Origin of the sequence: Paraconexibacter sp. AEG42_29, from assembly GCF_040581415.1 — a bacterium.
Classification (GTDB): Bacteria; Actinomycetota; Thermoleophilia; order Solirubrobacterales; family Solirubrobacteraceae; genus Paraconexibacter.
In genome coordinates this window covers 1,736,345-1,761,436 of record NZ_CP114014.1, presented here as the reverse complement: position 1 = coordinate 1,761,436, position 25,092 = coordinate 1,736,345, and the positions used below count along the sequence as shown (strand labels likewise).

Below are 25,092 nucleotides of genomic sequence, written 5' to 3'. Positions count from 1 at the left end.
GGTGTGACGGTGTTGTGAAGCCCGCGGGGATTCCGCGCTGCGAGCGCCAACATGCGGGCGATGCCTGCCACCGTCGTCGCGGCGCGCGAGCGCGTCGTCCTCACCCGCGGGGACCTCGAGCTCGAGGTCAAGCTCCATCCCCTCCGGATCCACCTGCGGCGCGACGGGCGCCGGCTGCTACGCGGCCTGCACGTCTGGGCCTGCGACGGGACGATCCAGGACCGGTTCCTCCAGCTGACCGAGGGCGTGATCGCCAAGGAGGCGCGCGGCTTCCCGGAGCGGGCGGTGCACGCGTCGGTCGCCGAGTCGCTGAGCGACGGCGTCGTCCTCGCGCTCACGCTGCAGGGCGGCCGGCACGCGGAGCTGCACCTGGCGCTGCCCGGTCCCCACGAGTTCACGCTGACGTTGCAGGCCGACGAGGACGACGACCTGCTGCGGCTCGCGGCGGAGTGGGACCTGCGCTCCGAGGAGCGCTTCGCCGGGCTCGGCGCCCACCACGCGCACACGGTCGACCATCGCGGCCGTGAGGTGCAGCTCGGGACCGGCCGCCGCTACACCGGGCCGGACTGCCCGCCGGACATGCTCGAGCTCGGCGGCATCCCGCAGGGCGACTACGCCCCCGTCCCGTTCCTGCAGTCCTCGCGCGGCTACGCCGTCTGGTGCGACACGCACGGCAACGGGACGCGCTTCGACATCGGCGGCGCGCGGGACCGGACGGCGGTGTCGGTCCGCGCCGCGTCCGGTCCCTTGCGGCTGCACGTGTTCACCGACCGCTCGCCCGCGGCGCGGCTGCGGCGCTACCTCGTGCGGACCGGTGTCCCGCCCGTCTTGGCCGAGTGGGGCTACGGCTTCTGGAAGTCCCGCGACGTGTACGAGCACCAGGACGACGTGCTCGAGGACGTGGACGGCTGCCGCTGGCACGGGATCCCGCTGGACGCCGTCGTCCTCGACTCCCCCTGGGAGACCCAGTACAACACCTGGATCCCGAACCCGCACCAGTTCCCGGACTTCGGCGGGATGGTGTCGCGCATGCGGGCGGACGGCGTGCGGACCGTCGTGTGGGTCGTGCCGTGGACGAACATCGAGTCGCTCGACGGCCAGGTCCCGCCCGACCCCGGGTCCCGGCGGCTGCACCGGGCGCCGGCCTCGAACTACGACGACGGCGTGGCCGCGGGGGCGTTCGTGCGCGACGGGTCGGCGGACGAGCCCTACGTGGCGCGGTGGTGGATGGGGACGGGATCCCCGGTGGACTTCACGTCGCCGGCCGCCGAGGCGTGGTGGCGCTCGCAGGCCGTGAGCGCGCTGCGGCTCGGGGTCGAGGGCATCAAGGCCGACGACGGCGAGGGCTACTACTTCCCGGACGACGTGCGCTTCGCCGACGGGACGACCGGCGCGCAGTCGGCCTGGCGGGTCGGCGGGGGCTACCGCGACTCGATGCAGGCCGCGCTCGACGAGGCGCACGGCGAGAACCGGGGGGTCCTGTTCGGGCGATCGGGGTGGACGGGCCAGCAGGCCACGGGCTTCCTCTGGGGTGGCGACCAGGCGTCGGACTTCTGGTCGCTGCGCGCGCTGCTCGCGTGCACGATCTCCGCCGCGTCGTCCGGCTTCTCGAACCTGTCACACGACGTCGGCGGCTACCTCGGCGAGGGCGGCATCCGGCGCTGCCCCAAGGAGCTGCTGCTGCGCTGGGTGCAGTTCGGCTGCTTCACGCCGTTGATGCAGGCCCACGGCCGCCTCCAGCAGGAGCCGTGGACCTACGACCCGGAGACGCTCGCGCTCTACCGCGCGTACGTCCTCCTGCACGAGCAGTTGGTGCCCTACGTCCGGGCCGCGGCAGCGTCGTGCGCGCGGAGCGGCGTGCCGATCGTCCGGTCGCTGTCGCTGCTGGACCCGTCGGACGACGGCTCGTGGTCGGTCGCGGACGCGTTCGGCTACGGGCCGTCGCTGTGGGTCGCGCCGGTGGTCGAGGACGGTGCCCGCGAGCGCGAGGTCGTCCTGCCGCGGGGTCGCTGGATCCAGGCCTGGGACGGGGTCACGGTCGACGGCGGCAGTGAGGTCCTGGCGCCCGCGCCGCTGCACGCGATCCCGGTGTGGGTGCGCGAGGGGTCGATCATCGTGACCCACCCGGCGTCGCACGTGGCCCGCGGCCTGGGGGACACGCCGGAGCACGAGCGCCCCTTGGAGGCGACGCTCTGGGGAGTGCCGCGGTGCGGCCGCTCGACGGCGCGCCTGGTGGACGGGACGCGCATCACGTGGTCGGCGCGGTCGGGCTGGTCGGCTCCGGAGGGACGCGAGGTGTCGTTCGCGATGATCTGAGGGGGGCGAACCTGTCGGCGTGTGGCCTAGAGCTGTATATGGGAGCTCTACGCCGCAAGCCAGCAGAAGAACGGCTGCTGACCACCGCCGACGACCAGGAGGGACTGCTCAGGTACGACGACCTCGTCGCACACGGGCTCGACCGCAACGCCATCCGCAGTCGCCGGGAGAGCTGCCGGCTGAACCGGGTCTTCGACGGCGTCTATGCGTTCGGGCACAGGCAGCTACGGGAGGAGGCCTACTGGCTGGCCGCACTCTGGAGCTGCGGCGAGGACGACGTGCTCTCCCACTTCACCGCAGCGGCCTACCACGGGTGGCGGATCGAAGCGAGCGATGGACGGGTCCATGTGAGCACGACTGCCGAGACGACGACGCGCACCGACCTCGCGGTCCACCGCGTCAAGACGCTGCCCCGGCGGGACGTCTTCCGCAGCGATCCGTACCGCGTCACGACGATCCCCCGCACCCTGGTCGACCTCGCCGACGTGATGACCTGGCCCGACTACCGCGCGCTGGCGGACAGCCTGCCGAGCCTGCATCTCGGGGCGATCCGCGGCGCGCAGCAGCGCGCGCCGAACCGGTCCGGCCGGGGGCGCGTCCGCCGTCTGACGGAAGCCGACGACGCCCACACGAAGTCCGAGTTCGAGCGCCGCTACCTGCGCTTCTCGCGGGCCCATGGCCTCCCGCTACCGGACGAGCTGAACGTCAAGCGAGCCGGACACAAGGCCGACTGCGTCTACCGCACGCCCCGCCAGCTGATCGTCGAGCTCGACGGCCGCGCCTACCACGAGCGGCGCGACCAGATGCGCGCGGACCGCCGGCGGGACTTCGACTACCAGGTCGAGGGCTTCCTGATCCTGCGCCTCGTGTGGGACGACCTGCACCGGGACAGCGCCGCGGCGACCGCCGATCGCGTCCGCAAGATGCTGGCCATCGCCGCGGCGTGAGGCTCAGAGCGGGCATAGCGAGCTTTGGGCCGCACGCCGCCGCCGGGCGGGCCGGCAGAGGTCAGGTGCCTGTGCGCTCCATGTGGGACTCGAGGGCCGCGTAGGCCTCGTCGACCGCGCGCTTCGCCGCCGTGTGGCGGGCCGTCGACTTCGACGTCTCGTACGGGGTCGCCCACGCTTCCGGGCCTGCGAGCTCCTCCTCGAGCGCCACCAGAGCCGCCTCGGCCGCCTCGACCGCGCGCTCGAGCTTCGCCAGCTCCTTCAGCGCGTTCTTCGACGGGCCGCCCGCGGCCTTCCCGCCCGCCCCGTTCGCGGCGTTGCCGTTCTTCGCCGTCCCGTTCGCGGCGACCACCGCCGCTGCACTCGCGGCCGCCGCGGCCTCAGCGCGGGCCTTGCCGGCCGGCGGCGCCTCGGACGTGGCAGCGTCACCGCCGTCCGACCGGCGGATCGCGCGGCCGTCGGCGTCGCGCTCCTCGCGGCCGGCGCCCAGCGGGTTCAGGCGCGGCGGCGGCATCGGCGGCGGCTCGAGGCCCAGGATGCGGCGCTCGTCGCGGATGCGCAGGTACTCGGGCCAGCCGCCCACGTAGGAGTGCAGGCCGTAGTCCTGGACCGCGATCGTCCGCGTCCCGACCGCCTCCAGCAGCGCCCGGTCGTGCGAGACCAGGATGATCCCGCCCTCGTAGCCCTTCAGGGCATCTTCCAGCGCCTCGCGGGACTCGATGTCCAGGTGGTTCGTCGGCTCGTCGAGGATCAGGACGTTCGCACCGGACGACACCAGGATCGCCAGCGACAGGCGCTGGCGCTCGCCACCGGACAGCCCTTCCAGCGGTTTCTCCGCGGTCTCGCCGCTGAACAGAAAGCGGCCCAGCAGCGCGCGCGCCTGGTTCGGCGGCAGGCCCGTCCGCTTCACGCACGCCTCGACGACGGTCCGCGCCCCGCCCCAGCCGAGCTCCTCGCCGTGCTGCGACAGGTACGCCAGCTCGACGTTGTGCCCGAGGGACAGCTTGCCCTCGTCGAACGGCCGGCGGCCCGCCAGCGCCTCGATCAGCGTCGTCTTGCCGGCCCCGTTCGGGCCGACCAGCGTGACGTGCTCGCCGCGCTCGAGCCACAGCTCGGCCTTGTCCACCAGCGTCTTCGGCGGATCGGACGGGACGGCCAGGTGCCCGTCCGTCAGCTCGAAGATCACGCGGCCGGACCGTGCCACCTTCTTGAACTCGAACTCGAGTGCGGCGCCCGCCTTCGGGTCGCGCTCGATCCGGTCGATCTTCTCGAGCTTCTTGACCCGCGACTGCGCCTGCTTGGCCTTCGTGGCCTTTGCCCGGAAGCGCTCGACGAAGCCCTCGAGCCGCGCGATCTCGGCCTGCTGCTTCTCGATCGCCTTACCGAGCGCCATCTCGCGCATCGCCTGCTCGCGGCGCCACTGGTGCCAGGTGCCCTTGAAGTACTTCGCCCGGCCGGCCTCGAGGTCGAGGACGTGGGTCCCCACCGCCTCCAGGAACCAGCGGTCGTGGGCGACCATGATGATCGCGGTGTCGAGCGAGGTGAGCGTCTGCTCGAGCCACTCGAGGGACTCGATGTCCAGGTGGTTCGTCGGCTCGTCCAGCAGCAGCAGGTCCGGCTCGGCGGCCAGCGCGCGGGCCAGCGAGGCGCGCGTCAGCTGCCCACCGGAGAAGGTGGACAGGGGCCGCTCGAGGTCGGCGTCGACGAAGCCGAGGCCGTGGATCATCACCCCGGCGCGGTCCCGCCAGCCGTAGCCGCCGACCGTGTCGAACTGCGCCTGCACCTTGGCGTAGCGGTCGAAGACCTTCTCGTCGCCCTCCCCCATCCGCTGCTCCAGCCGGCTGAGCTCGGCCTCGAGCTCCAGCGGCTCCTTGCAGGCGGACAGGACGTACTCCCGCAGCGACAGCTCCTGCTCGCGCGGCGGACGCTGGTCGTGGAGCGCCATCCGGGTGCCCTTGGCGAGGATCAGCTCGCCGACGTCGATGCCCGTCTCCCCGGAGAGCATCCGCAGCAGCGTCGTCTTCCCGGCGCCGTTGCGACCGGCGATGGTCAGCCGCTCGCGCCGCTCGACCTTGAACGAGACCCCCCGCAGCAGGGGCTCCCCTGCCATGTCCTTCCCCAGATCCGACGCAATCACGACAGCCATTGATCTACAGAGTAGGTTCTGGCACCGCCATCCGACCTTTGACACACTGTCAGGCCCATGAGCACCGTCGCCGCCGACCGCATCACGCGCATCCCCGACCCCGGTGAGCAGGTCCCGGTTCTCGCCTGGCCCACGCTGTCGATCTTCGTCGGCGGCAACCTGCTGTGGTTCGGGGCCGCGGCGCTCTACCTAACCGGGACGATCCCGTTCTGGGCGAGCATCCCGCTGAACGCGATCGCCTCGTTCGTGCTGTTCACGGTCGCCCACGACGCCGCGCACCACTCGCTGTCGTCGAACACGCAGTTGAACACGTGGCTCGGGCGGCTGTCCACCCCGATGTTCGCCCCGCACGCCAGCTACCGCGTGTGGCGCTTCATCCACATGCAGCACCACCGGCACACGAACCACGACGACGGCTCGGACCCCGACCATTACTGCATCGAGTGCCCGCGCTGGCAGCTGCCGCTGCGGTTCATGACGATCGACATCTACTACCTCGTCTTCTACGCGCGGCACATCGGCAAGCGGCCGGCGGCCGAGAAGCGCGGCCTGGCCTACCAGCTGCTGTTCACCGGCTCCGTCGTGACGGCCTGCGTCGCGACCGGGCACGGCGTCGACTTCCTCGTCGTCTACCTGATCCCGCAGCGCATCTCGATCACCTTCCTCGCCTACGCGTTCGACTGGCTGCCCCACACGGGGCTGCACGAGACGCCGAAGGGCGACAAGCTCAAGACGACCCGTAACCGCGTCGGGCACGAGTCGCTGCTGTCACCGCTGCTGCTGTTCCAGAACTACCACCTGGTGCACCACCTGCACCCGATCGTCCCGTTCTACAAGTACATCGCGGTCTGGCGCCGCAACGAGGAGCAGTACCTCGCGGGCGAGCCGGCGCTGTCGACGGTCCGCGGCCGGCCGCTCACGCCGGACGAGTACCGCGCGCTCCGCGCCCACGACCACCACTGAGCCGCCCCTCCGGCCCCGGACGGACCCGCGCCGCCACCGGTGCACGTCCACACCGGCCGACCGATGAGTTTCGCGGCGGCCCGTCGTCTCAGGGTTCGGCAAGCGACGTAGCGAGGAGACCCGTGCCCGCAGTGGGCGACACGCAGACGACCGTGGTCATGGTCGTGGACGACGGAAGCGAGGTGGCCTGCGGCCACCTGGAGGACCGTCGCCCGGACCTCGCGACCGTCGACGCGCTGATGCGCCTGCAGCTGTCCGCCAAGCGGCGTGGCTGGCGCGTCGGTGTCCGCGGCGCGAGCGACGAGCTACGCGGGCTGCTGGAGCTCGTCGGCCTGGGCGACGTGCTCGTCCTCGAGCCGCGCGGGCAGGCCGAAGTCGTCGAAGAGCTCGGGCGAGATGAAGTGGTGCAGCCCCGTGATCTGCGCGCCTGAGAACTCCAGGACGACGATCGCCCACGGCGTGTAGGTCCCGTCGCCGGCCGGGTTGTAGATCGCGATCGCCGGGCCGCCGTTGGCCGACGTGACGATGACGCGCGAGCCCTCGCACTTGGCGCCGGTCCCGAGCATGAAGTCGTGGATCGCCGCCGGGCCGGTCACCCACAGCGGGTACGGCGGCATCGAGAACGATGCGTCCTCGTGCAGGAGCTTCACGAGCGACGTGATGTCGTACGCCTCGAACGCCTCGACGTACCTGCCCAGGAGCTCGCGCTGCTCAGCCGGGACCGCGGATGGCCCGCTCCCGCCGCCCGAGTCCAGGTCGAGCGACTCGAGCGTCGCGCGCGCCCGCTGGAGCGCGCTGTTGACGGAGGCGACCGTGGTGTCGAGCAGCTCGGCGACCTCCGTCGCCTGCCAGCGCAGGACCTCGCGCAGGATCAGCACCGCGCGCTGCTTGGGCGGCAGGTGCTGCAGGGCGGCCACGAAGGCGAGGCGCAGCGTCTCCCGCGAGTCGGCCAGGGCGGCCGGGTCGGTCTCGAGCGGCAGGACGCGGGAGTCCGCGATCGGCTGCACCCAGGCGTGCTCGGGCAGCGCCGAGCCGAGCGCCCCGTCGGCGGGGGACGCCGGGCCCAGGTCCATCGGGCGGGCACGCCGCTGCGTGCCCCCGAGCATGTCGAGGCACACGTTCGAGGCGATCCGGTAGAGCCACGACTTCAGCGCACCGCGTTCCTTGAGGCGGTCGACCGCCTGCCACGCGCGGATCATGGTCTCCTGGACCGCGTCCTCGGCCTCCGAGCCGGAGCCCAGCATCCGGTAGCAGTACCCGGTCAGGGCACGGCGATGACCCTCGAGCTCATGCTCGATCAACTGCCTGGCGTCAGGGCTCGTCAGCACACGCGACATCGTAGGGGCATCGTGCGACGGTGCGGCGCAGCTGGTGCCCGCGGGCACCGGCAGCGCCGCACCCGCCGTCCGCGTCAGGCGGGCTGCTCCGCGAGGTCGGCCGGGGGGCCGGCCTCGGCCGCGGCCTGGTCCAGGTCCATCCACATGACCTCCCAGTGATGGCCGTCGAGGTCGTAGAAGCTGCGGCCGTACATGAAGCCCATGTCCATCGGCTCCTTGGCCGGCGTGCCGCCCGCGGCCAGCGCGGCGTCAGCGAACGTGTCGACGCCCTCGCGGTCGGTCGCCGAGACGCAGATCAGGCCGCTGGTCGCCGCCTGCGGGTCCCCGAGCGGCTTGGTGATGAACTCGGAGAACTTGTCCTGCTGCAGGAGCATCACGAACGCCTGCTCGCTGACGACCATGCAGCGGGTGGTGTCATCGCAGAACTGCTGGTTGAACTCGAACCCGAGCGCCGTGAAGAACGCGTCAGAGGCGGCGACGTCCTTGACGGGGAGGTTGACGAAGATGAGACGGGATTCGGCGGCCATGATGCTCTCCAGAAGTCGGCAGGTGGTTGATGCAGCCAAGACGGCCGCCTCCCGCGGAACTCATCGCCGCCCCAGGAAACTTTCTCAGCGGTCCGGCGCCTCGAGCTGCATCAGCCGGGACACCGCCGCAACCGCCTGCGTCCGGTTCGACGCCCGCAGCTTGCGCAGCACGTTGCTCACGTGGGTCTTCACCGTCCCCTCCGAGATCACCAGCCGCCGCGCGATCTCGGCGTTGGTGTTGCCGGTGGCCATGAGCTGCGCGATCTCGATCTCCCGCCGCGTCAGCAGCGTCCGCAGCCGGGGTCCGGGGACGACCACCGCCGACGCGGCGGCCTGGGTCACCGCCGTGGTCGCGCGGTCCAGCCGGGCCATCTCGACCTCGGCGTTGACAACCTCGTCCATCGCCGCGCTGATCGAGTCGGTGAGCCCGCGGACCCGGTCGCGCAGGTCGCGGAGCCGCTCCTGCAGGACGGTGCGCTCGATCGCGTAGCCGGCACCCTCGGCGAACATCCACAGCACGTCGCGGTCGAACTCGTCGACGTCGCGGCGGATCGAGTAGCAGTCGGCGTGGATGAAGCCGATGACCCGTCCCTCGGGCATGAGCGGCGCCGTGACGTAGGACCGCGAATGCGAGGTGTCCGCGATCGGGCGGTGGGCACGCGGGTCGTTCTGGACGTCGTGCACGATCATCGGTGCGCGCCGGCGGACCATCTCCGCCTCCAGGATCATGTGGTCCAGCGGCTGCGGCTGCGCGCGGCCCGCGGCGAGGATCGCGTCCGCCCAATCCTGGTCGCCGTCGACGATCACCGCCTCCGGCATCCACGTGCCGTCGGTCACGCGCGACACGATGACCCGGGGGAACCCGAGCGAGACGACCTCGCCGGCCACGGCCTTGATCGCCTGGTCGACCGTCCCCATCTCGCGCAGCCGGCCGAGGGCCTCCTGCACCCGCGTGAACGCCCGCGAGCGGTGGTCGAGCCGGACCTCCCCCAGCGCGCGGTGCAGCTCGTGCAGCACGCCGGCGTGGTCGGCCAGCATCCGCAGTTGCTCTGCAGGGAGCGTCGCGCCCATCGCGGCGCTGACGTGCTCCAGCGCCTGGTCGAGCGCCGCCTCCGCGGCGTCCTGCGAGAGGACGTCCCGCGGCTGCGGCGCCGGCAGCGTCGGGACGAGCTCCGCGACGTTGCCAAGGACCGCGGTGATCTGGTCGCGCAGGCCGGCGTCCTGCAGCGGCTGCCCGGCGACCAGCCACTCCGATGTGTCCGGATCGCGGAGCGCGCCGGGCGAGCGGGCTGTCTCGGTGGGAGTCGCGTCGTGGGCACGCATGCGCGCCCACGACGGTACCCGACGGACTGTGCGCTAGGACGGGGTCCAGGTCGCCGGCAGGCGGTGGACGCCGTGGATGAAGTTGTTCACCTGGTATTCGGGGGTGCCGGTCTCGATGTCGGGCATCCGCGTGTAGACCTCGTCGAACGTGTACTTCACCATCATGCGGCCCAGGGCCGAGCCGAGGCAGAAGTGCGGGCCGCCGCCGCCGAAGCCGAGGTGCTTGTTGTCCGTCCGGGTGATGTCGAACGTCATCGGGTCCGTGAAGACGTCCTCGTCATAGGAGCCCGAGCAGTACCAGATGACGAGCTTGTCGTCCTTCGCGATCTTGACCCCGCGGATCTCGGTGTCCTCGGTCGCGTTGCGGCGGAACTGCTGCACGGGCGCCGCGTAGCGCAGGATCTCCTCGACCGCGCCGTCCAACCGGCCCGGCAGGTCCTCGAGCAGCAGCGCGCGCTGATCCGGGTTCTGCGAGAAGGCGTTGAGCCCGTGCGCGATCGAGTGGCGGGTCGTGTCGTTGCCGGCGGCTGCGAGCAGCGTGAAGAACGCGCCGATCTCCCAGTCCTCGAGCTGGCGCCCGTCGACCTCGGCCTGCACGCACCAGCTGAGCAGGTCCTCGCCCGGCTTCTTGCGGCGCTCTTCGACCAGGTCGAAGCACAGGTCGAGCAGCTTCATCGACTCGTCGCCGTAGACCTCGAGCGCGTCGCGGCCCTGGGCGATGTGCGGGTCGTCCCAGGCCAGCATCGCCTCGGCGGCGTCCATGACGTACTTGCGGTCCTTCTCGTCGCGCAGGCCGAAGAAGTCGGCGAAGATGCGGCCGGGGATCTGCTTGGCCAGCGCCTCGGAGACGTCGGCCTCGCCGAGCTCGATGACGTCGTCGACCGCGGCGACGACCTCGGCCTTGATCCAGTCCTCGATCTTGCGCATGCGCCGCGGCGTGAACGCCTGCGAGACGATCGCGCGGAGCTGCGCGTGCTCGGGGTCGTCCATGCAGAGGAACGACTGCGACGCCTGCGCCACGACCTCCGGGAAGTCCTCCATCAGCATCCCGCGACCGGAGTCGAACAGCTTCGCGTTGCGCGAGACGTACTTGATGTCCTCGTGCTTCCAGATCGACCAGAAGCCGGGGGTGTCCTCGTCGGGCGGCAGCAGCGTCGACTCGTAGGGCCGGTGGTAGGAGACCGGGCAGTCGCGGCGGAACTCGGCGAAGACCTCCTGCCGCTTCCAGAAGTCCTGGGTCCAGAAGGACCGGGCCGAGATGTCGTAGCGCTCGCCGTCGAGGCTGGGACGAGTGGGAATCTGAGTCGACATCGGATGATCCTGCCAGGTCCGACGGGGCCGGTGGTATCGGTCGTTCGGGCGAGTTCACCACCCCGGGGGAGGTATTTCGCGACCCGAACGACCGATCCGCCGCGGTCAGGCGGTCAGGCGGTCAGGCGGTCAGCCCGCAGCCCCGCGGAAATCCGCCGGGCGACGCTCCAGGAAGGCGCCGACGCCCTCACGGCCTTCGGGTCCTGCCGCCAGACCGGCGATCGACTCGGCCTCCAGCTGCATCTGGTCCTCGAACGTCGAGGTTGCGGATGCGTCGAGCAGCCGCTTGACCGCGCTGCTGGAGGCGAGCGAGGCGTCCCGGAGCGTGTCGACGACCGTGGCGACGGCGCCTTCCAGCTCGTCCGCCGGCACGGCGCGCGTGATGAGGCCGACCTCGACCGCCTGCGCGGCCGTCAGCGTCGGGTTCATGAGCATCAGCTCCGTCGCGCGGCGGGTGCCGATCAGGCGCGGCAGCAGCCACGTGCTGCCCCCGTCCGGGCTGAGCCCGACCTTCGTGTACGCCATGGTGAACTTCGCGGTGTCGACGGCGATGGCGATGTCGGAGCCCGCCGCCAGGCTGAGGCCGGCGCCCGCAGCAGTCGAGTGCACGACCGCCACGATCGGCGCGTCGAGGCCGCGCAGGATGAGCAGCCCGGCGTGGAGCTCGTCGGCGAGGCTGCGCAGCGCCGCCTGGCGGTCGGCGTGCTCGGCCATCCAGCCGAGGTCGCCGCCCACGCAGAACATGCGGCCGGCGGCGCGCAGGACGACGACCCGCACATCGGTGCGCTCGGCGAGGTCCTGCGCGCGCTCGCGGAACTCGACCATCAGCGGCAGGTCGAGCGCGTTGCCCGCGTCCGGCCGGTTCAGGGTCAGCGTCGCGACGGCGTCGTCGACCTCGAGGAGGACCAGCGGCTCGGTGGCGGCCATGATCAGCGCGGGGCCATGCGCAGCGCGCCGTCGAGGCGGATGACCTCGCCGTTGAGCATCACGTTGGACTCGATGTGCGCGACGAGCGCCGCGTACTCGGCCGGGTCGCCGAGGCGGGCCGGGTTCGGGACGGAGGCGCCCAGCGCGTCCTGCGCGGCCTGCGGGAGCGACGCCAGCAGCGGCGTCTTGAAGAGGCCGGGAGCGATCGTCACGACACGGATGAACTTGTCGGCCAGGTCGCGGGCCGCCGGCAGGGTCATGCCGACGATGCCGCCCTTGGAGGCCGCGTAGGCGATCTGCCCGATCTGCCCGTCGTAGGCCGCGATCGAGGCGGTGTTCACGATCACGCCGCGCTGGCCGTGCTCGTCCGGCTCGTTCTCGGCCATGGCGACCGCTGCGGCGCGCAGGACGTTGAACGTGCCGAACAGGTTCACGTGCAGGATGGCGGCGAAGCTCTCGGTCTTGTGCGGGCCGCGCTTGGAGAGCAGGCGCTCCGGGGGGCCGATCCCGGCGCAGGAGACGGCGAGGCGCACGGTGTGGCCGTCGGCGACGACCGCGGCGACCGCGGCGTCGACGGCGTCGGCATCGGTGACGTCGAGCTCGATGGCGGCGCCGTTCAGCTCACCGGCGAGGGACCGGGCCCGGTCGCCGTCGCGGTCGAGGATCGTGACGTGCCAGCCGTCGGCGGACAGGCGCCGGGCGGTGGCCTCGCCGAGGCCGGAGGCGCCGCCGGAGATGACGGCGCTGGAGGTGGTGCTCATGGGGTCGGGCTCCTGGGGTCTGTTGCGGTCTGAAGGTGGTGGCCGGGCGTCATCGGACGATCCCGGAGATGACGAGCCGCGCGAGCTCGTCGTAGGCGTCGGCGTCGTGCAGGCCGACGGCACGCTCGACGTCCCCGCTCTGGATGCGGACCATGACCGAGGCGACGACGTCGGCGACGAAGGCACCGTTGACGGCGCGGAACTCGCCTCGGGCGACGCCGGCGGCAATCAGCTCGTCGACCCGCCGCGCGGCGATGCGGGTGTTCTTCTCGTAGACGGCGCGGGCCGCGGGGTGCGCGGCGACGTCCTGCATGAACCGCGGGCTCGCGACGCGGAGCTCGTCCGCGACGGCGCGCAGGTAGCCGGCGATCTGGTCGCCGGGCGCGGCGGGCTCGGCGACGCGCGCCTCGATGCGGCTCGTCGCGGTCTGAAAGAACCGCTTGAGCACGTTGACGGTGACGGTCTCCTTGCTGTGCCCGAGCGCGTAGAGCGTGCTCTTCGAGCACCGCAGGCGGACGGTCAGGTCGGCGAGCGTGAAGGTGGCGAAGCCCTCGGCCAGGAACAGCTCGACGAGTTGGTCGAGGAGCTCCTGGTGTCGCGCTGTCGCGGTCGGGCCGGAGTCCACCCGAGCAACCTACCAGTACCGTGGTACCGACGACGGTACGCCCAACTGGCCGGCTCGCCGCACCAGACAGTACTCGATGATGTCCCGCAGTACTGGACGTGGTACCTTTCGGCCCATGCCCGCCGAGCGCCTGTTGCCGAACACCGACGCCGAGGAGATCGTCGCGCTGGCGCGTGAGGTCGCCCAGCGCGAGCTCGCGCCGAAGGCCGCCCAGGCCGAAGCCGACGCCGCGTTCCCGCGCGAGGTCTTCCGAACACTCGGCCGCCTCGGCTTCCTGTCGATGCCGTACGCCGAGGACCTCGGCGGTGGCGGGCAGCCGTACGAGGTCTACCTGCAGGCGCTGGAGGAGATCGGCGGCGCCTGGGCGAGCGTCGGCGTCGGCATGTCGGTCCACGTGATGTCCTGCTACCCCCTGGTCCTCCGCGGGACGGCGGCGCAGCAGGAGCGCTTCCTGCCGGACATGCTGGCCGGCGAGACGCTCGGTGGCTACTGCCTCTCGGAGGCCGACGCGGGATCGGACCCGGGCGCGATGCGCGCCCGCGCCGTCCGCCAGGACGACGGCGGCTACCACGTCAGCGGCAGCAAGGCGTGGGTGACCCACGGCGGCGAGGCCGACTTCTACACGCTGTTCGCCCGCACGTCGGACGAGCGCTCACGCGGGATCTCCTGCTTCCTCACCCCGGGACAGGCCGACGGCCTCGTCGCGCAGCCGCCCGAGCACAAGATGGGCCTGACCGGTTCGACGACCGCGACGCTGGACTGGGACGCGGTCGCGCTGGAGCCGGACCGCCTGGTCGGCGAGGAGGGCGCAGGCCTCGGCATCGCGCTGCAGGCGCTGGACTCCGGGCGGCTCGGCATCGCCGCGGTGGCTGTCGGCGTCGCGCAGGCGGCGCTGGACGCGTCGGTCGCCTACGCGGCGGAACGCGAGACGTTCGGCCGGCCGATCATCGAGCACCAGGGCCTCGGCTTCCTGCTGGCGGACATGGCCGCCGCGGTCGTGTCCGCGCGGGCGACGATGCTCGAGGCGGCCCGGCGCCGCGACCGCGGCCTGCCGTTCGGCCAGCAGGCGTCGATCGCCAAGCTCGTCGCCACCGACGCCGCGATGAAGGTCACCACCGACGCGGTCCAGGTCCTGGGCGGCTACGGCTACACGAAGGACTTCCCGGTCGAGCGCTACATGCGCGAGGCGAAGGTCATGCAGATCTTCGAGGGGACGAACCAGATCCAGCGCATGGTCATCGCGCGCGGCCTGGCCCGGGCCTAGGGCCGAGGAACCTTGGGCCCCATGTCTTCACATGGGGCCACATAGGACCAAGCACCCTGCCGCCAGGCGCACGGCCGGCGGCTCGAAGGCGCCTGCGTACCGCCGAACGAGCAACACCAGCTCGCACCGGGGGTGGTGGGCTGACGGTCGTGGCGCGCAGCGGCGTCCGGCGCCGAATGGCAGCAGCCCCTGCCGAAAGCGCTCCGGCGCCCCAGCCGCGGAGGGCCATGACCGATCGCCCGCCACCCCCGGCACCAAACCACTCCTCAGCCCGTCACGTCCCGCCCGATCAGGTGCCGGGCGATCACCCACTGCAGGACCTCGTTCGCGCCCTCGAAGATCTCCAGGATCTTCGCGTCGCGGTAGATCTCCTCGAGGCGGAACGTCTCCCCCGTCGCCGCGATCTGGCGAGCGAAGCCGTAGCCCCCGTGGACCTGGATCGCGTCGCGGGCGACGTCGTTGGCGAGCTTCGTCCCGAACGCCTTGGCCATCGACGCCACCGGCTCGCCGGAGGGGTCGCCCTGGTCCATCCGCACGGCGGCCTTCTGGTACATCGACCGCGCGGCCTCGAGGTTCGTCGCGTGCTCGGCGAGCCGGAACTGCCAGTGCTGCATCTCCCCGAGCTTCTTGCCGAACAGCGTGCGCGTGCGCAGGCGCTCGACGGCGAAGTCGAGGGCCACCTGCGCGACGCCGACGCCGGCGGCGCCGATGCCGACGCGGCCCGCGGCCAGGGTCGCCAGCGCGACCCCGAGGCCGCGACCGGCCTCGCCGAGCACGTGGTCGGCCGGGACGAAGACGTCCTCGAACACGATGTCCGCGGTGATCTGGCCGCGGTGGCCCATCTTCAGGTCCGGCTCGCCGACCGTGACGCCGTCGGCGTTCATGTCGATGAGCAGCATCGTCATCGCGAGCTCCTCGCCGTCGCGGCACAGGCAGCAGACCCAGTCGGCGACGATCGAGTTCGTGATCCAGCGCTTGCGGCCGTTGACGATGAAGCCGTCGTCGGTGCGGGTGGCGACCGTCTTCAGCGCGGTCGGCGACAGGTCGGAGGACGCGTCGGGCTCGGTCGTGGCGAACGAGAACGCCGACTCGCCGCTGATCAGCGCGGGCAGGACCTTGTCCTGCACGTGCGGCTGGGCGAACGACAGGCACTTGCCGTTGAGGATGCACTGCCCGTCGTAGACGCCGGCCATCGACGAGGACTCGTACGCGATCTCCTCGGTGACGAGGCACGTCGCGAGCATCGGGTGGTCCAGGCCCGCGCCGTGCGGCGCCGGGAACGGGACGGCGTAGCAGCCGTCGGACGCCAGTCCCTTGAACGCCTCCCATGGGAACGAGTCCCGCGACTCCTCGCGCTGGCCGATCTCCCGCGCGTGCGGCGCGAGGTGCTTGGCGACGGCCGCGCGGGCCATCGGGCGCACGTGCTCGACGTCCGCCGGCAGGAACATGTCGTGCCACATGCGGTCCTGCGTGCGCGGCGGCGAGGCGACGGGGACGGACGGAACGGTGCTCATGGCACCACTCTCGCAGCTCCGAAGCGCCCCGCGTATGGGTCCTGCGGCGGAGTTTGCTCGCCCCGACGAGGGACGCGCGCGGCCGCCTCAGCCCCGGCCGCCGCCCTGCGGGAGCCCGCCGCCCTCGCGCTGGAACGCGACCAGCTCGCCGTTCTCGTCGTCCACGCAGGCCGCCAGATCAGCGTAGGCGTGGAAGCGCCGCTTGAGGTGACGCAGGCCGGGGCCGTTGTTCGCCGCGACGGCCTGCGCGAGCTCGAGCGCAGCGGCTTCGACCTCGGCCTCGGGCGTCAGGCGGTGCAGAAGCGCCAGCCTGAGGGCCTCGTCGGCTCCGACCACGCGCCCGGTGAAGACCAGGTCCTTCGCGACGCTCATCCCCACCAGCGGCAGCAGCCGCGCGGGGCCGACCGGGACACCGAGTCGGGCACCGGCCCACGCGAGCTTCAGGTTGTCGGCGCCGACCCGCAGGTCGCACCCGGCCACGAGCTCGGCCCCGGCCCCCACGCAGTTGCCCGTCGCGACGGCGATCGTCACCGCCGGGAACGCCTCGATCGCGCTGTAGAAGCGCGCGAACGCCTCCATCCGCTCCACGCCCTCCTCCGCGCTGAGGGCCTCCCCCACGTCCGCCCCGGCACACAGCGCGCGGGTGTTCGTGGTCGAGATGACGAGCACCCCCAGCGCCTCGTCCGCGGCCAGCTCGGCCAGCCTCTCCTCCAGCGCGGCGAGCAGCGCCCGGTCCATCGCGTTGCGCACCTCCGGCCGGTTCAGTCGCAGGACTGCGATCCGGGCATCCGGGCGCTCGTACTCGAGGAGGCTCATGCTTGATGCGTTCTATACGATTGCGGGGATGCGCCGACTCCTCCTGACTTCCTGCTCATTGCTCGTCTTCTGCGCCCTCGCGGCGCCGACGGCGATGGCCCAGAACTCCGGCCAGGGCGCCATCGGCGAGGCGGACGACAAGGTCGTCACGAACGCCGGCTTCATCCTGATCGCGTTCTTCCCCCTCTTCATCTTCCTGATGTCGATGCTCCAGGGGCACCTGGAGAAGCGCAAGGACGCCCGCAAGGCGGCCGCCAAGGCCCGCGGCAAGAACGCCGTCTGGAAGGGCGGCTGGTAGCACCGCCTCCCCGGGCGTCCCGTCGCGGGGCGCTCGCGGTCCTCGCCGGCTGCGTGCTGGCCGTCTCGGCCTGCGGCGAGGACGACAAGCTGCGCACAGCGTTCCTCCGCGATGCCGGCCCCGTGTGTCGCCAGGCAGCGCTGGCCGACGGTGCCATCGCGGCGCGCATCGGCATCGCCCAGCGCGGGAACGACCCGGCCGCCGTCTACAGCGACGTCGCCGCGCTCGTGCGCCGGCGGGCAGCCACGGCCCAGCGGTACCTGAACCGCCTCGACACGCTGACGGTGCCGGACGACGACCGCGACCGGCTGAAGTCCTGGCTCGCCGACCGCCGGCGCCAGCAGGACCTCACGCTGCAGCTCGCCGCCGCGTTCGTCGCCCAGAGCGACACGCGGATCTCCACGCTCTCGCAGGAGATCGACGCGCTCGCCTCGCAGAACGCCGCCTTCGCGACCCGGTACGGCCTGCCGGAATGCGCGAAGGGCGCGACCTGAGTCGCGCCCTCGGGCACAGCCAACATCGGAGCGGCGGCCGGACGAGCCGGCCGCACACCGGACGGCTACCGCTTGGCGGCCTTGCGGGCGGCCTTCTTCTTGGCCGGGGCCTTCGTCGTCAGCGACTTGGACGCGACGCTCCCACCCTGGAGCAGTGCGCCGACCTTGAACTTGGTGGTCTTCGCCTTCAGCGCCTTGCGGGATGCGCTGTTCAGCTTCAGCTTCTTGGTGACCGAGCCGCCCGAGGCGATGTAGGTCAGCGGGAGCGAGCCGGCGAGCGCGCTGCCGCGGTAGGCGGTGACGATCGTCAGGCAGGCCGGGCCGGTCGCGGGGCACTTCAGGGTCACGGCGAGCGTGCCCTTGGCGCGGTCGATCTTCACGCTGCTGACGCTGACGCGGCCGAGCTTGACGGGGGGCTTCGCGGCGGTCGTGCCACCGGTCGTGCCCGGGGTCGTCGTCGTTCCGGGCTTGGTGGTCGTCGTGGTCGTGACGACCGGCTTCGTGGTGCCCGTGGTCGGCGTGGTCGTGCCCGGCTTCGGGGTGGTCGTCTGGCTGGCTGCCGGCGAGAGGGCCGCAGCGAGGCCGCCGGCCGCGCCCTGGACGGGGGCGGGGACGCCGTCGGTCTGGGAGATCGACCCAAGCGTCGAGGCGAGGACGGTCAGCAGCTCCGGCGAGATGCCGGCGTCGCCGACAGCGTCGATCTGGTCGGCCAGGCTCTTCAGCGCGGCGGCGAACGTGGGCTCCGGGACCACGGCGGCGACCTGGCGGAGCAGGTCCGTGGCGGGCTTGAGGGCCGACCCGAGCGGGACGGTGTCCGTCGGCAGCCCGCCGGCGGGCAGCGCGCCCGTCAGGCCGGTCAGCGCCGACACGAGCGACGAGAGCGGGTCGCCGCCGCTGCCACCCGCGGCACCCGTGAGGGCGGCGAGCAGGTCGGACGCGACGGGGATCGAGGGCAGCGTGCCCAGCGCGGCGGCCGGGTCGGACCCGAGCACCGGAACCGCCTGCAGCACCGTGTTGAGGATCTCGAGGCCGGGCAGCGTCGGCAGCGCGGGCAGGCCCGCAGCGGGGGTGCCGGTGGTGCCGCCGCCGAGCAGGCCGCCGACGATCGGAAGCGTCGAGACGATCGGCAGGTCGGGCAGGCCCAGCAGGCCGTCGGTCGCCGCGGCCTCGGAGCCGGGGGCCGCGCTGTCGGCCGCCATGGCCGACGGTGCAGCCGCCGTGAAGATGAGTGCAGCGGTCGCGCTGACAAGCGCGGTACGACGGAAATGGGACATGCCTGTGCCTCCTGAGCCGGACGAACGAGTGGGGTGGGTGGGACGTCCGGGCTGCCCTGCGCCTCCCGGTGTCCTGTTGCTTTTCGGCGTCCCGACCCGGGCGCAAGAGCGCGCTGACGCGCCAACTGGACGGATGTCCTACCGCGCTCCGGGCCTGGCCCGGGGCGGCGACGTCAGCCCTGCTGCGTCTCCGCGGCCCGGCTCGTATGGCCCAGCATCATCTCGCGGTGCACCGAGCGCGGCTCAGGGTTCGCGGGGTCCGGGGCGACACGCGTCCAGGTCGAGTCCGACCCGAGCGTCCAGCGGTTGACGTCGTCGACGAGGCAGCGCTCGACGGCGTCCATGACGTCGGCTTTCAGCGCCGGGTCCTCGATCGGGGTCAGCAGCTCGACCCGGGTGTCGAGGTTGCGCGGCATCATGTCGGCCGACCCGATGTAGACCGTCCGGTCCTCCCCGCGCTCGAAGGCGAAGATGCGCGAGTGCTCGAGGAAGCGCCCGACGACCGAGGTCACGTTGATCGTCTCCGAGACGCCAGGGACGCCCGGCACGAGGCAGCAGACGCCGCGGATGTTGAGGTCGACCTGGACGCCGGCCATCGACGCCTCGTAGAGCCCGCGGATGCAGCGCTTGTCCACGAGCGCGTTCATCTTCATGACGATCCGCGCGTGCTCGCCGCGTTCGTGCGCGGCGATGGTGCGCTCGATCTCCCGCAGGATGCCTTCGCGCATGTGCGCCGGGGCGACGAGGACCTTGCGGTAGCGCCGCGGCCGCGCGAACCCGGTCAGGAAGTTGAACATGTCCGCGACGTCGGCCGCGATCTGCGGGTCGCAGGTGAAGAGCCCGAAGTCGGTGTAGAGCCGGGCGGTCGTCGCGTGGTAGTTGCCCGTGCCGACGTGGATGTAGTGGCGCACCCCGTCCCCCTCGCGGCGGACGACCAGCACGCACTTGGCGTGGGTCTTCAGCGCGGGGTGGCCGTAGACGACGTGGACGCCGGCCTCCTCCAGCTTGCGGGCCCACGTGATGTTCGCGCGCTCGTCGAAGCGGGCCTTCAGCTCGACCAGGGCCACGGCCTGCTTGCCGCGCTCGGTCGCGGCGACGAGCGCCGGCACCAGCGGCGAGTCGTCGCTGGTCCGGTACACCGTCTGCTTGATGGCCAGGACGTCCGGGTCGGCGACGGCCTGCTCCACGAAGCGCTCGACCGACGTGGAGAAGCTGTCGTAGGGGTGGTGGACGAGCACGTCGCCCTGGCGCATGGCGGCGAAGATGTCGCCGCGGGCGCCGTCCTCCCCCTGCAGCCGCGGCTGCGTCACCGAGACGAACGGCTTGTCGCGCAGCTCCGGGAAGCCCGGCACCTTGACGATCTGCCAGAGGTCGTTGCAGTCCAGCAGCCCGTCGTCGACGTAGACCTGGCGGTCCTCGACCCCGAGCGCGGCGGTCAGCTCGTCGCGGAGCGGGATCGGCATGCGGGCGTCCACCTCCACGCGGACGACCTCGCCGAAGCGGCGGCGGCGCAGCTCGGCCTCGACGGCGCGCAGCAGGTCGTCCGCCTCGTCGCTGACCTCGAAGTCAGCGTCGCGGGTGACCCGGAAGTAGCCGTGCTCCAGGATCTCCATCCCGGGGAACAGCGCGTCGAGGTTCGCGGCGATGACCTCCTCGAGCGGCACGAACGTCGCCTCGTCGCCGCTGGCATCGCCGACGGTCACGAACCGCGGGAGCATCTCCTTCGGGACCTTGACCCGGGCGAACAGCACCGTCTGCGTGACGGGGTCGCGGACCAGGACGGCAAGGCTCAGCGACAGGTTCGAGATGTACGGGAACGGCCGTCCGAGCCCGACCGCCAGGGGCGTGAGCACCGGGAAGATCTGGCGGCGGAAGCGCGCCTGCACGTCGGCACGCTGAGCCTCGTCGAGGTCGTCCACCGAGACGATGCGGATCCCGTGCTCCTCGAGCGCCGGCCGCAGGTGGCCCAGGCACGCCGCCTGGCGGGCGAGCAGCCCGAGCGCCCGCTCGCGGATCGCGTCGATGGCCTCGGTCGGGCGGCGGCCGTCGCGGCCCCGGTCGTTGAGCCCGGCGTCGACCTGGTCGTGCAGGCCGGCCACGCGGATCATGAAGTACTCGTCCAGGTTGGACGTGAAGATCGCCGTGAACTTCAGCCGCTCCAGGAGCGGGACGCCGGGGTCCTCGGCGAGCTGCAGGACGCGGTCGTTGAAGTCCAGCCAGCTGAGCTCGCGGTTGTCGTAGAGCGCAGGAGCGTCGAGATCGGGCGGCGCTCCACCGGAGTCGCCGACGGTGGTCTCGAGGCTCTGGTCAGTCATACCTCGTTCGAGGGTAGGGGCGTCGCGGGTCCGTCCATGTTGCTGTCGTGTGAAAGCACACCGTCCAGGACCGGGTCGGCCTCCGGGTCGGGCTCGGACGGCGGCGCCACCGGGGCGGGGGCCACCGGGGTCGCGGGCTCGATGGGAGCGATCGGCCGTTCGCCGATCGCGAACAGCAGGCGGGCCCGGAAGCCCTCGCGCTCGAGCTCGAGCCAGAGCTCCAGGAAGCGGGCGAACAGCACCTCGCGGCGGGCCTGCAGGTAGACGGCCATCGAGGCCAGCCCGCGGTGCGCCGAGGCGTGTGGCGCTGCGTCCGCGACGGCCGACGGGTCCAGGTCGATCGCGGCCGCGGACAGCTGCGCGGCCACGACCGCCGCCACGTCGTCCGCCCGGGCGCGCTCGATCAGCTCGACGACCAGCGGCAGCGTGACGTCGCAGTCGTGGATGTCGCCAAGGACGCTCTGCAGCTCCTTGGTCCGCAGGACCGCGGGCGCCGCGTACGGCCCGAACAGGTCCGCGGAGATCTCGAGGACGTAGCGCAGCCGCTTGGCGGCGATGCGCATGTCGTGCAGCTCGGTGACCCGCTCGGGGTCCTCGGCCACCGGCATGAAGGCGCACAGCTCGCCCAGGCGGGTCGCGACAATCCGCTGGATCGAGTCGGCGAGGCCGTCCTGCGGCTTCAGGCCCTTGACGCGTGCGGCCTTCATGCTGCCGCCTCCGCTCCGGCCGCCGCTCGTGCAGCGCCGACCAGCGCGTCCAGACGGCCGGCGAGGTCGCACTCGGCGGCCTGCTGGAGGCCCGCGGCGAGGACGGCGTTGCCGACGGCCTGCTGCTCGCGGAGCCGCTCGGCGAAGAGGTCGATGCCCGGCGAGTCGGCCGGGTCCATGGCGGCCGCGAACACCGCGAGGTCCTCGAGCTGGACGTCGGGGTCGCGGCGCGCGCCGAGCGCGTCTGCGAGCGCCTTGACGTCCTTGATGACGCCCTTCAGCTCGGCCTCCGGGAAGCACGCGGCGTAGATCTCGAGCACGGCGCGCAGGCGCCGGGTGGCGACGCGCATGTCGTGGACGGGCTTGATGTTGCCGGTGTCCAGCGCCCCGTCCGCGTGCGCGAAGACCTCGGCGGCGCGGACCTGGACGGTCAGCGCCGCGGCTTCGGCGAACGGCAGGTCGGCGTGGAGACCCTCGACGGGACGTGCCTTGGCCATGGTCGGCCCAGTGTTTCAGACGGCCTGCCCACCGCTCGTCATTTTCCGTGCGGGGCAAGCGGCCGCCCCCGCGGGCGCTTCAGGTCAGCGGACCGCGAGCAGCACGCCCTCGCGGAGGCCGCCGCTCGCCACCCGCAGCGGGGCGCCCAGCGTCGCCGCGGCCGCGCCCAGCAGCACCAGGCCCGCCGGCAGCAGCGTGACCCGCCGTTCCTCCATCAGGTGCTGCGCGGCGATCTCGGCGACGGTCCCGCTGCAGAGCACGCCCAGCGCGGCGACGAGCGATGTCGCCGACAGCTCCTCCCCCACGAGCCGCCGGACGGACGTCGCGCTGCCGCCGACCGCCAGCGCCAGCAGCGGCACGCCGGGCGGCTGGATCGCCGCGAACGCCTCGTGCACACGCGCCCGCAGGGACGCCAGGTCGTCCGGGCACGGCGGGTTGGCGCACTGCGGCAGCCGCGCGGACCCGATCGGCAGCGACACCGACCACGACGGGCCGCCCGCGAGGGTCCCGAGGACGAGCTCGGTCGAGCCGCCACCCACGTCGACCACCGCGAGCAGCGTGTCCGGCTCCACGCCGGCCAGGCCGATCGTCGCCCCGGCGAACGCGTAGGCCGCCTCGGTCTCGCCGTCGAGGACCCGCAGCTCGACGCCGTGAGCCGCCTGGATCGCGGCGACGACGGCGTCCCCGTTGGGTGCGCTGCGCACGGCGGAGGTCGCCACCAGGTCGACCGAACCGGCCCCCAGGGCCTCCGCGTGCGCCAGCTGCTCCCCCACGGCTTCGACCACCGCGGCGATCCGCTCGGCGTGCAGCGGCTCCCCTGCGGCACGGCCCGCACCGAGCGAGGTGAAGACCTTCAGGCCACCCACCTCGGTCAGCTGACCGTCCTCGCGTTCGACCACCAGCAGACGCGTGGTGTTCGATCCGACGTCGATGCAGGCGATACGCGCGGGCGTCATCAGGGGGAACACTGCCATCATTGGCGGTCGTGAGCACGGTCCCCCGAGCCATCGAGGTCTCTGACCTGCACAAGTCGTACGCCGGACACGAGGCCGTCCGCGGTATCGACTTCGCGGTCGAGCGCGGCGAGGTCTTCGGCCTGCTCGGCCCCAACGGCGCCGGCAAGACCACGACGGTCGAGATCCTCGAGGGCTATCGCGAGCGGACCTCCGGCACCGTGAGCGTCCTGGGCATGGACCCCGGCGAGCGCCCCCGCGCCCTGCGCGAGCGGGTCGGCATCGTGCTCCAGAGCAGTGGGATGTACCGGTTCGTGACCGCCCGCGAGGCCGTCGCGCACTGGGCGGCGATGTACCCGAACCCCCGCGACGTGGACGAGGTCATCGCGCTGGCCGGCCTGCAGGAGAAGCGCGACACCTACGTCCGCAAGCTCTCCGGTGGTCAGGCGCGGCGCCTGGACTTCGCCCTCGCCCTGATCGGCGACCCCGAGCTGATCTTCCTGGACGAGCCGACCACCGGCTTCGACCCGGCGGCCCGGCGGCAGGCGTGGGACACGATCCGCTCGCTGCGGGACCTCGGCAAGACCGTCCTGCTCACGACGCACTACCTCGACGAGGCGCAGGCGCTGGCCGACCGCGTCGCGATCATCAAGGACGGCCGCATCCTGGCGATCGGCACCCCGTCGGAGCTCGGCGTCGGCTCGGCCACCCGCGTCCGGGTCAGCTGGCGCGACGGCAGCGGCGAGGCCCAGACCCGCGAGGTGGCGGACCCCACGGCGCTCGTCCACGAGCTCACGGGCGAGGCCCTCGCGCGCGGCGGCGCGGTCACGGACCTCACCGTCGTCCGGCCGTCGCTCGAGGACGTCTACCTCGAGCTCACCGCCGCGGACGACTCGGGCCCGGCCGACCAGCCACCCGTCCGCACCGAGGCCGCCAATGTCTGACGCGCTCGCCCTGACCTGGCGCCAGTACCGCCTCGAGCGCCGCATGTTCTGGCGCAACCCGACCGCCGCCTTCTTCAACTTCTTCCTGCCGCTGCTGTTCCTCGGCCTGTTCGGCGCGATCCTCAGCGGCAACCAGGACGACCTCGACGTCATCGTGCCCGGCATCGCGGGGATGTCCGTCATGTCGACGACGTTCAGCGCCCTGGCCATGAACCTGACCTTCCTGCGCGAGCAGGGCGTGCTGAAGCGGATGCGCGGGACGCCGCTGCCCTCGGGCAGCTACCTCGGCGCGATCGCGGCGCACGCCGTGACGAACGCGGCGATCCAGGTCGCGATCGTGGTCGTGGCCGGCAAGCTGTTCTTCGGGGTCGACTGGCCCAAGGACTACCTCGAGCTCGTCGTCTACGTGGCGGCCGGGGTCGCGTGCCTGGCCGCGCTCGGCGTCGCCTACTCGCACGTCATCCCGAACTTCGACGCCGCACCGGCGTTCGTGAACTTCGTCTTCCTGCCGGTGATCTTCATCTCCGGGGTCTTCTACGACGCGGAGGACGCCCCCGCGTTCCTGCGCGACATCGCCCGGGCCCTCCCGCTGACCCACATCATCGACGGGCTCTCGGGCGCGATGGTCACGGGCCGTTCGCTGGGGGACAACGCGGGTGGCCTCGGCGTGATCGGGCTGTGGGCGGCCGCGGGCGTCTTCTTCGCCATCCGCGGCTTCTCCTGGGACAGCCGGAACGCCTGAGCGCGCCCGCTGCCTCGGGGCAATCAGATGTTCCGGTTGCCGCGAAGAAGCAAGCACTCTCGTAGGACGCGAAACAGCCTCAACGACGTC

Annotated in this window: 23 protein-coding genes; 8 read left to right on the top strand and 15 right to left on the bottom strand. The window is 72.3% G+C overall.

Annotated elements, in window-relative coordinates; all coding sequences use genetic code 11:
• Window positions 1-60 precede the first annotated feature (60 nt).
• Complete coding sequence (locus DSM112329_RS08480; protein WP_354701382.1) at window positions 61-2,316, top strand: TIM-barrel domain-containing protein; 2,256 nt, start codon at window positions 61-63, stop codon at window positions 2,314-2,316.
• 38 nt (window positions 2,317-2,354) lie between these two features.
• Window positions 2,355-3,263, top strand: a complete 909-nt coding sequence (locus DSM112329_RS08475; RefSeq protein WP_354701381.1) for a DUF559 domain-containing protein — start codon at window positions 2,355-2,357, stop codon at window positions 3,261-3,263.
• 61 nt (window positions 3,264-3,324) lie between these two features.
• Here the strand turns inward: DSM112329_RS08475 and DSM112329_RS08470 are convergent, their stop codons facing one another.
• Window positions 3,325-5,409 carry an ABC-F family ATP-binding cassette domain-containing protein gene (locus tag DSM112329_RS08470; protein ID WP_354701380.1) on the bottom strand — a complete coding sequence of 695 codons (2,085 nt, stop codon included), beginning with the start codon at window positions 5,407-5,409 and terminating at the stop codon, window positions 3,325-3,327.
• A 57-nt stretch (window positions 5,410-5,466) separates the two neighbouring features.
• Here DSM112329_RS08470 and DSM112329_RS08465 point away from each other — a divergent pair, with 57 nt between their 5' ends.
• Window positions 5,467-6,372, top strand: coding sequence for a fatty acid desaturase (locus DSM112329_RS08465; protein WP_354701379.1), 906 nt, complete (start codon window positions 5,467-5,469; stop codon window positions 6,370-6,372).
• A 305-nt stretch (window positions 6,373-6,677) separates the two neighbouring features.
• On the opposite strand, the gene DSM112329_RS08460 is transcribed toward DSM112329_RS08465, so the two are convergent.
• The 7 genes from DSM112329_RS08460 to DSM112329_RS08430 all read right to left on the bottom strand — a co-directional run bounded on the left by DSM112329_RS08460 (window position 6,678) and on the right by DSM112329_RS08430 (window position 13,183).
• Window positions 6,678-7,700, bottom strand: coding sequence for a sigma-70 family RNA polymerase sigma factor (locus DSM112329_RS08460; RefSeq protein ID WP_354701378.1), 1,023 nt, complete (start codon window positions 7,698-7,700; stop codon window positions 6,678-6,680).
• Window positions 7,701-7,783: 83 nt separating this feature from the next.
• Window positions 7,784-8,236 (bottom strand): VOC family protein, encoded by a 453-nt coding sequence (locus DSM112329_RS08455; RefSeq protein ID WP_354701377.1) that lies wholly within the window; start codon window positions 8,234-8,236, stop codon window positions 7,784-7,786.
• A gap of 84 nt (window positions 8,237-8,320) precedes the next feature.
• A complete protein-coding gene (locus tag DSM112329_RS08450) occupies window positions 8,321-9,559 on the bottom strand; it encodes a LuxR C-terminal-related transcriptional regulator (protein ID WP_354701376.1) in 1,239 nt (412 codons plus the stop codon).
• Between the two features lie 33 nt (window positions 9,560-9,592).
• Window positions 9,593-10,870 (bottom strand): cytochrome P450, encoded by a 1,278-nt coding sequence (locus DSM112329_RS08445; protein ID WP_354701375.1) that lies wholly within the window; start codon window positions 10,868-10,870, stop codon window positions 9,593-9,595.
• A 129-nt stretch (window positions 10,871-10,999) separates the two neighbouring features.
• Window positions 11,000-11,797 (bottom strand): enoyl-CoA hydratase-related protein, encoded by a 798-nt coding sequence (locus tag DSM112329_RS08440; RefSeq protein ID WP_354701374.1) that lies wholly within the window; start codon window positions 11,795-11,797, stop codon window positions 11,000-11,002.
• 2 nt (window positions 11,798-11,799) lie between these two features.
• Window positions 11,800-12,558 (bottom strand): SDR family NAD(P)-dependent oxidoreductase, encoded by a 759-nt coding sequence (locus DSM112329_RS08435; protein ID WP_354701373.1) that lies wholly within the window; start codon window positions 12,556-12,558, stop codon window positions 11,800-11,802.
• Window positions 12,559-12,607: 49 nt separating this feature from the next.
• A complete protein-coding gene (locus DSM112329_RS08430) occupies window positions 12,608-13,183 on the bottom strand; it encodes a TetR/AcrR family transcriptional regulator (protein WP_354701372.1) in 576 nt (191 codons plus the stop codon).
• Window positions 13,184-13,298: 115 nt separating this feature from the next.
• On the opposite strand from DSM112329_RS08430, the gene DSM112329_RS08425 reads away from it, so the two are divergent.
• Window positions 13,299-14,447 (top strand): acyl-CoA dehydrogenase family protein, encoded by a 1,149-nt coding sequence (locus tag DSM112329_RS08425; protein WP_354701371.1) that lies wholly within the window; start codon window positions 13,299-13,301, stop codon window positions 14,445-14,447.
• Between the two features lie 266 nt (window positions 14,448-14,713).
• Here DSM112329_RS08425 and DSM112329_RS08420 read toward each other — a convergent pair whose 3' ends face one another.
• Window positions 14,714-15,961 (bottom strand): acyl-CoA dehydrogenase family protein, encoded by a 1,248-nt coding sequence (locus DSM112329_RS08420; RefSeq protein WP_354701370.1) that lies wholly within the window; start codon window positions 15,959-15,961, stop codon window positions 14,714-14,716.
• 87 nt (window positions 15,962-16,048) lie between these two features.
• Window positions 16,049-16,777, bottom strand: a complete 729-nt coding sequence (locus DSM112329_RS08415; RefSeq protein WP_354701369.1) for an enoyl-CoA hydratase/isomerase family protein — start codon at window positions 16,775-16,777, stop codon at window positions 16,049-16,051.
• A 28-nt stretch (window positions 16,778-16,805) separates the two neighbouring features.
• Here DSM112329_RS08415 and DSM112329_RS08410 point away from each other — a divergent pair, with 28 nt between their 5' ends.
• Together DSM112329_RS08410 and DSM112329_RS08405 are read left to right on the top strand one after the other, a co-directional pair.
• The gene (locus DSM112329_RS08410) at window positions 16,806-17,075 is read left to right on the top strand and encodes a hypothetical protein (protein WP_354701368.1); all 270 of its coding nucleotides are present in this window, start codon (window positions 16,806-16,808) and stop codon (window positions 17,073-17,075) included.
• A 122-nt stretch (window positions 17,076-17,197) separates the two neighbouring features.
• Window positions 17,198-17,569: a hypothetical protein gene (locus DSM112329_RS08405; protein ID WP_354701367.1), complete on the top strand. Its 372-nt coding sequence runs from the start codon at window positions 17,198-17,200 to the stop codon at window positions 17,567-17,569.
• A 65-nt stretch (window positions 17,570-17,634) separates the two neighbouring features.
• Here DSM112329_RS08405 and DSM112329_RS08400 read toward each other — a convergent pair whose 3' ends face one another.
• The 5 genes from DSM112329_RS08400 to DSM112329_RS08380 all read right to left on the bottom strand — a co-directional run bounded on the left by DSM112329_RS08400 (window position 17,635) and on the right by DSM112329_RS08380 (window position 23,319).
• Window positions 17,635-18,843, bottom strand: coding sequence for a hypothetical protein (locus DSM112329_RS08400; protein ID WP_354701366.1), 1,209 nt, complete (start codon window positions 18,841-18,843; stop codon window positions 17,635-17,637).
• A 173-nt stretch (window positions 18,844-19,016) separates the two neighbouring features.
• Window positions 19,017-21,158, bottom strand: coding sequence for a polyphosphate kinase 1 (gene ppk1, locus DSM112329_RS08395; RefSeq protein WP_354701365.1), 2,142 nt, complete (start codon window positions 21,156-21,158; stop codon window positions 19,017-19,019).
• Window positions 21,155-21,865 (bottom strand): CHAD domain-containing protein, encoded by a 711-nt coding sequence (locus DSM112329_RS08390; protein WP_354701364.1) that lies wholly within the window; start codon window positions 21,863-21,865, stop codon window positions 21,155-21,157. The genes ppk1 and DSM112329_RS08390 overlap by 4 nt, the downstream gene beginning before the upstream one ends.
• A complete protein-coding gene (locus DSM112329_RS08385; RefSeq protein WP_354701363.1) occupies window positions 21,862-22,362 on the bottom strand; it encodes a CHAD domain-containing protein in 501 nt (166 codons plus the stop codon). The genes DSM112329_RS08390 and DSM112329_RS08385 overlap by 4 nt, the downstream gene beginning before the upstream one ends.
• An 84-nt stretch (window positions 22,363-22,446) precedes the next feature.
• A complete protein-coding gene (locus DSM112329_RS08380) occupies window positions 22,447-23,319 on the bottom strand; it encodes a hypothetical protein (protein WP_354701362.1) in 873 nt (290 codons plus the stop codon).
• A 29-nt stretch (window positions 23,320-23,348) separates the two neighbouring features.
• Here DSM112329_RS08380 and DSM112329_RS08375 point away from each other — a divergent pair, with 29 nt between their 5' ends.
• Together DSM112329_RS08375 and DSM112329_RS08370 are read left to right on the top strand one after the other, a co-directional pair.
• Window positions 23,349-24,260 carry an ABC transporter ATP-binding protein gene (locus DSM112329_RS08375; RefSeq protein WP_354701361.1) on the top strand — a complete coding sequence of 304 codons (912 nt, stop codon included), beginning with the start codon at window positions 23,349-23,351 and terminating at the stop codon, window positions 24,258-24,260.
• A complete protein-coding gene (locus tag DSM112329_RS08370; RefSeq protein ID WP_354701360.1) occupies window positions 24,253-25,002 on the top strand; it encodes an ABC transporter permease in 750 nt (249 codons plus the stop codon). The genes DSM112329_RS08375 and DSM112329_RS08370 overlap by 8 nt, the downstream gene beginning before the upstream one ends.
• Window positions 25,003-25,092: the final 90 nt, after the last annotated feature.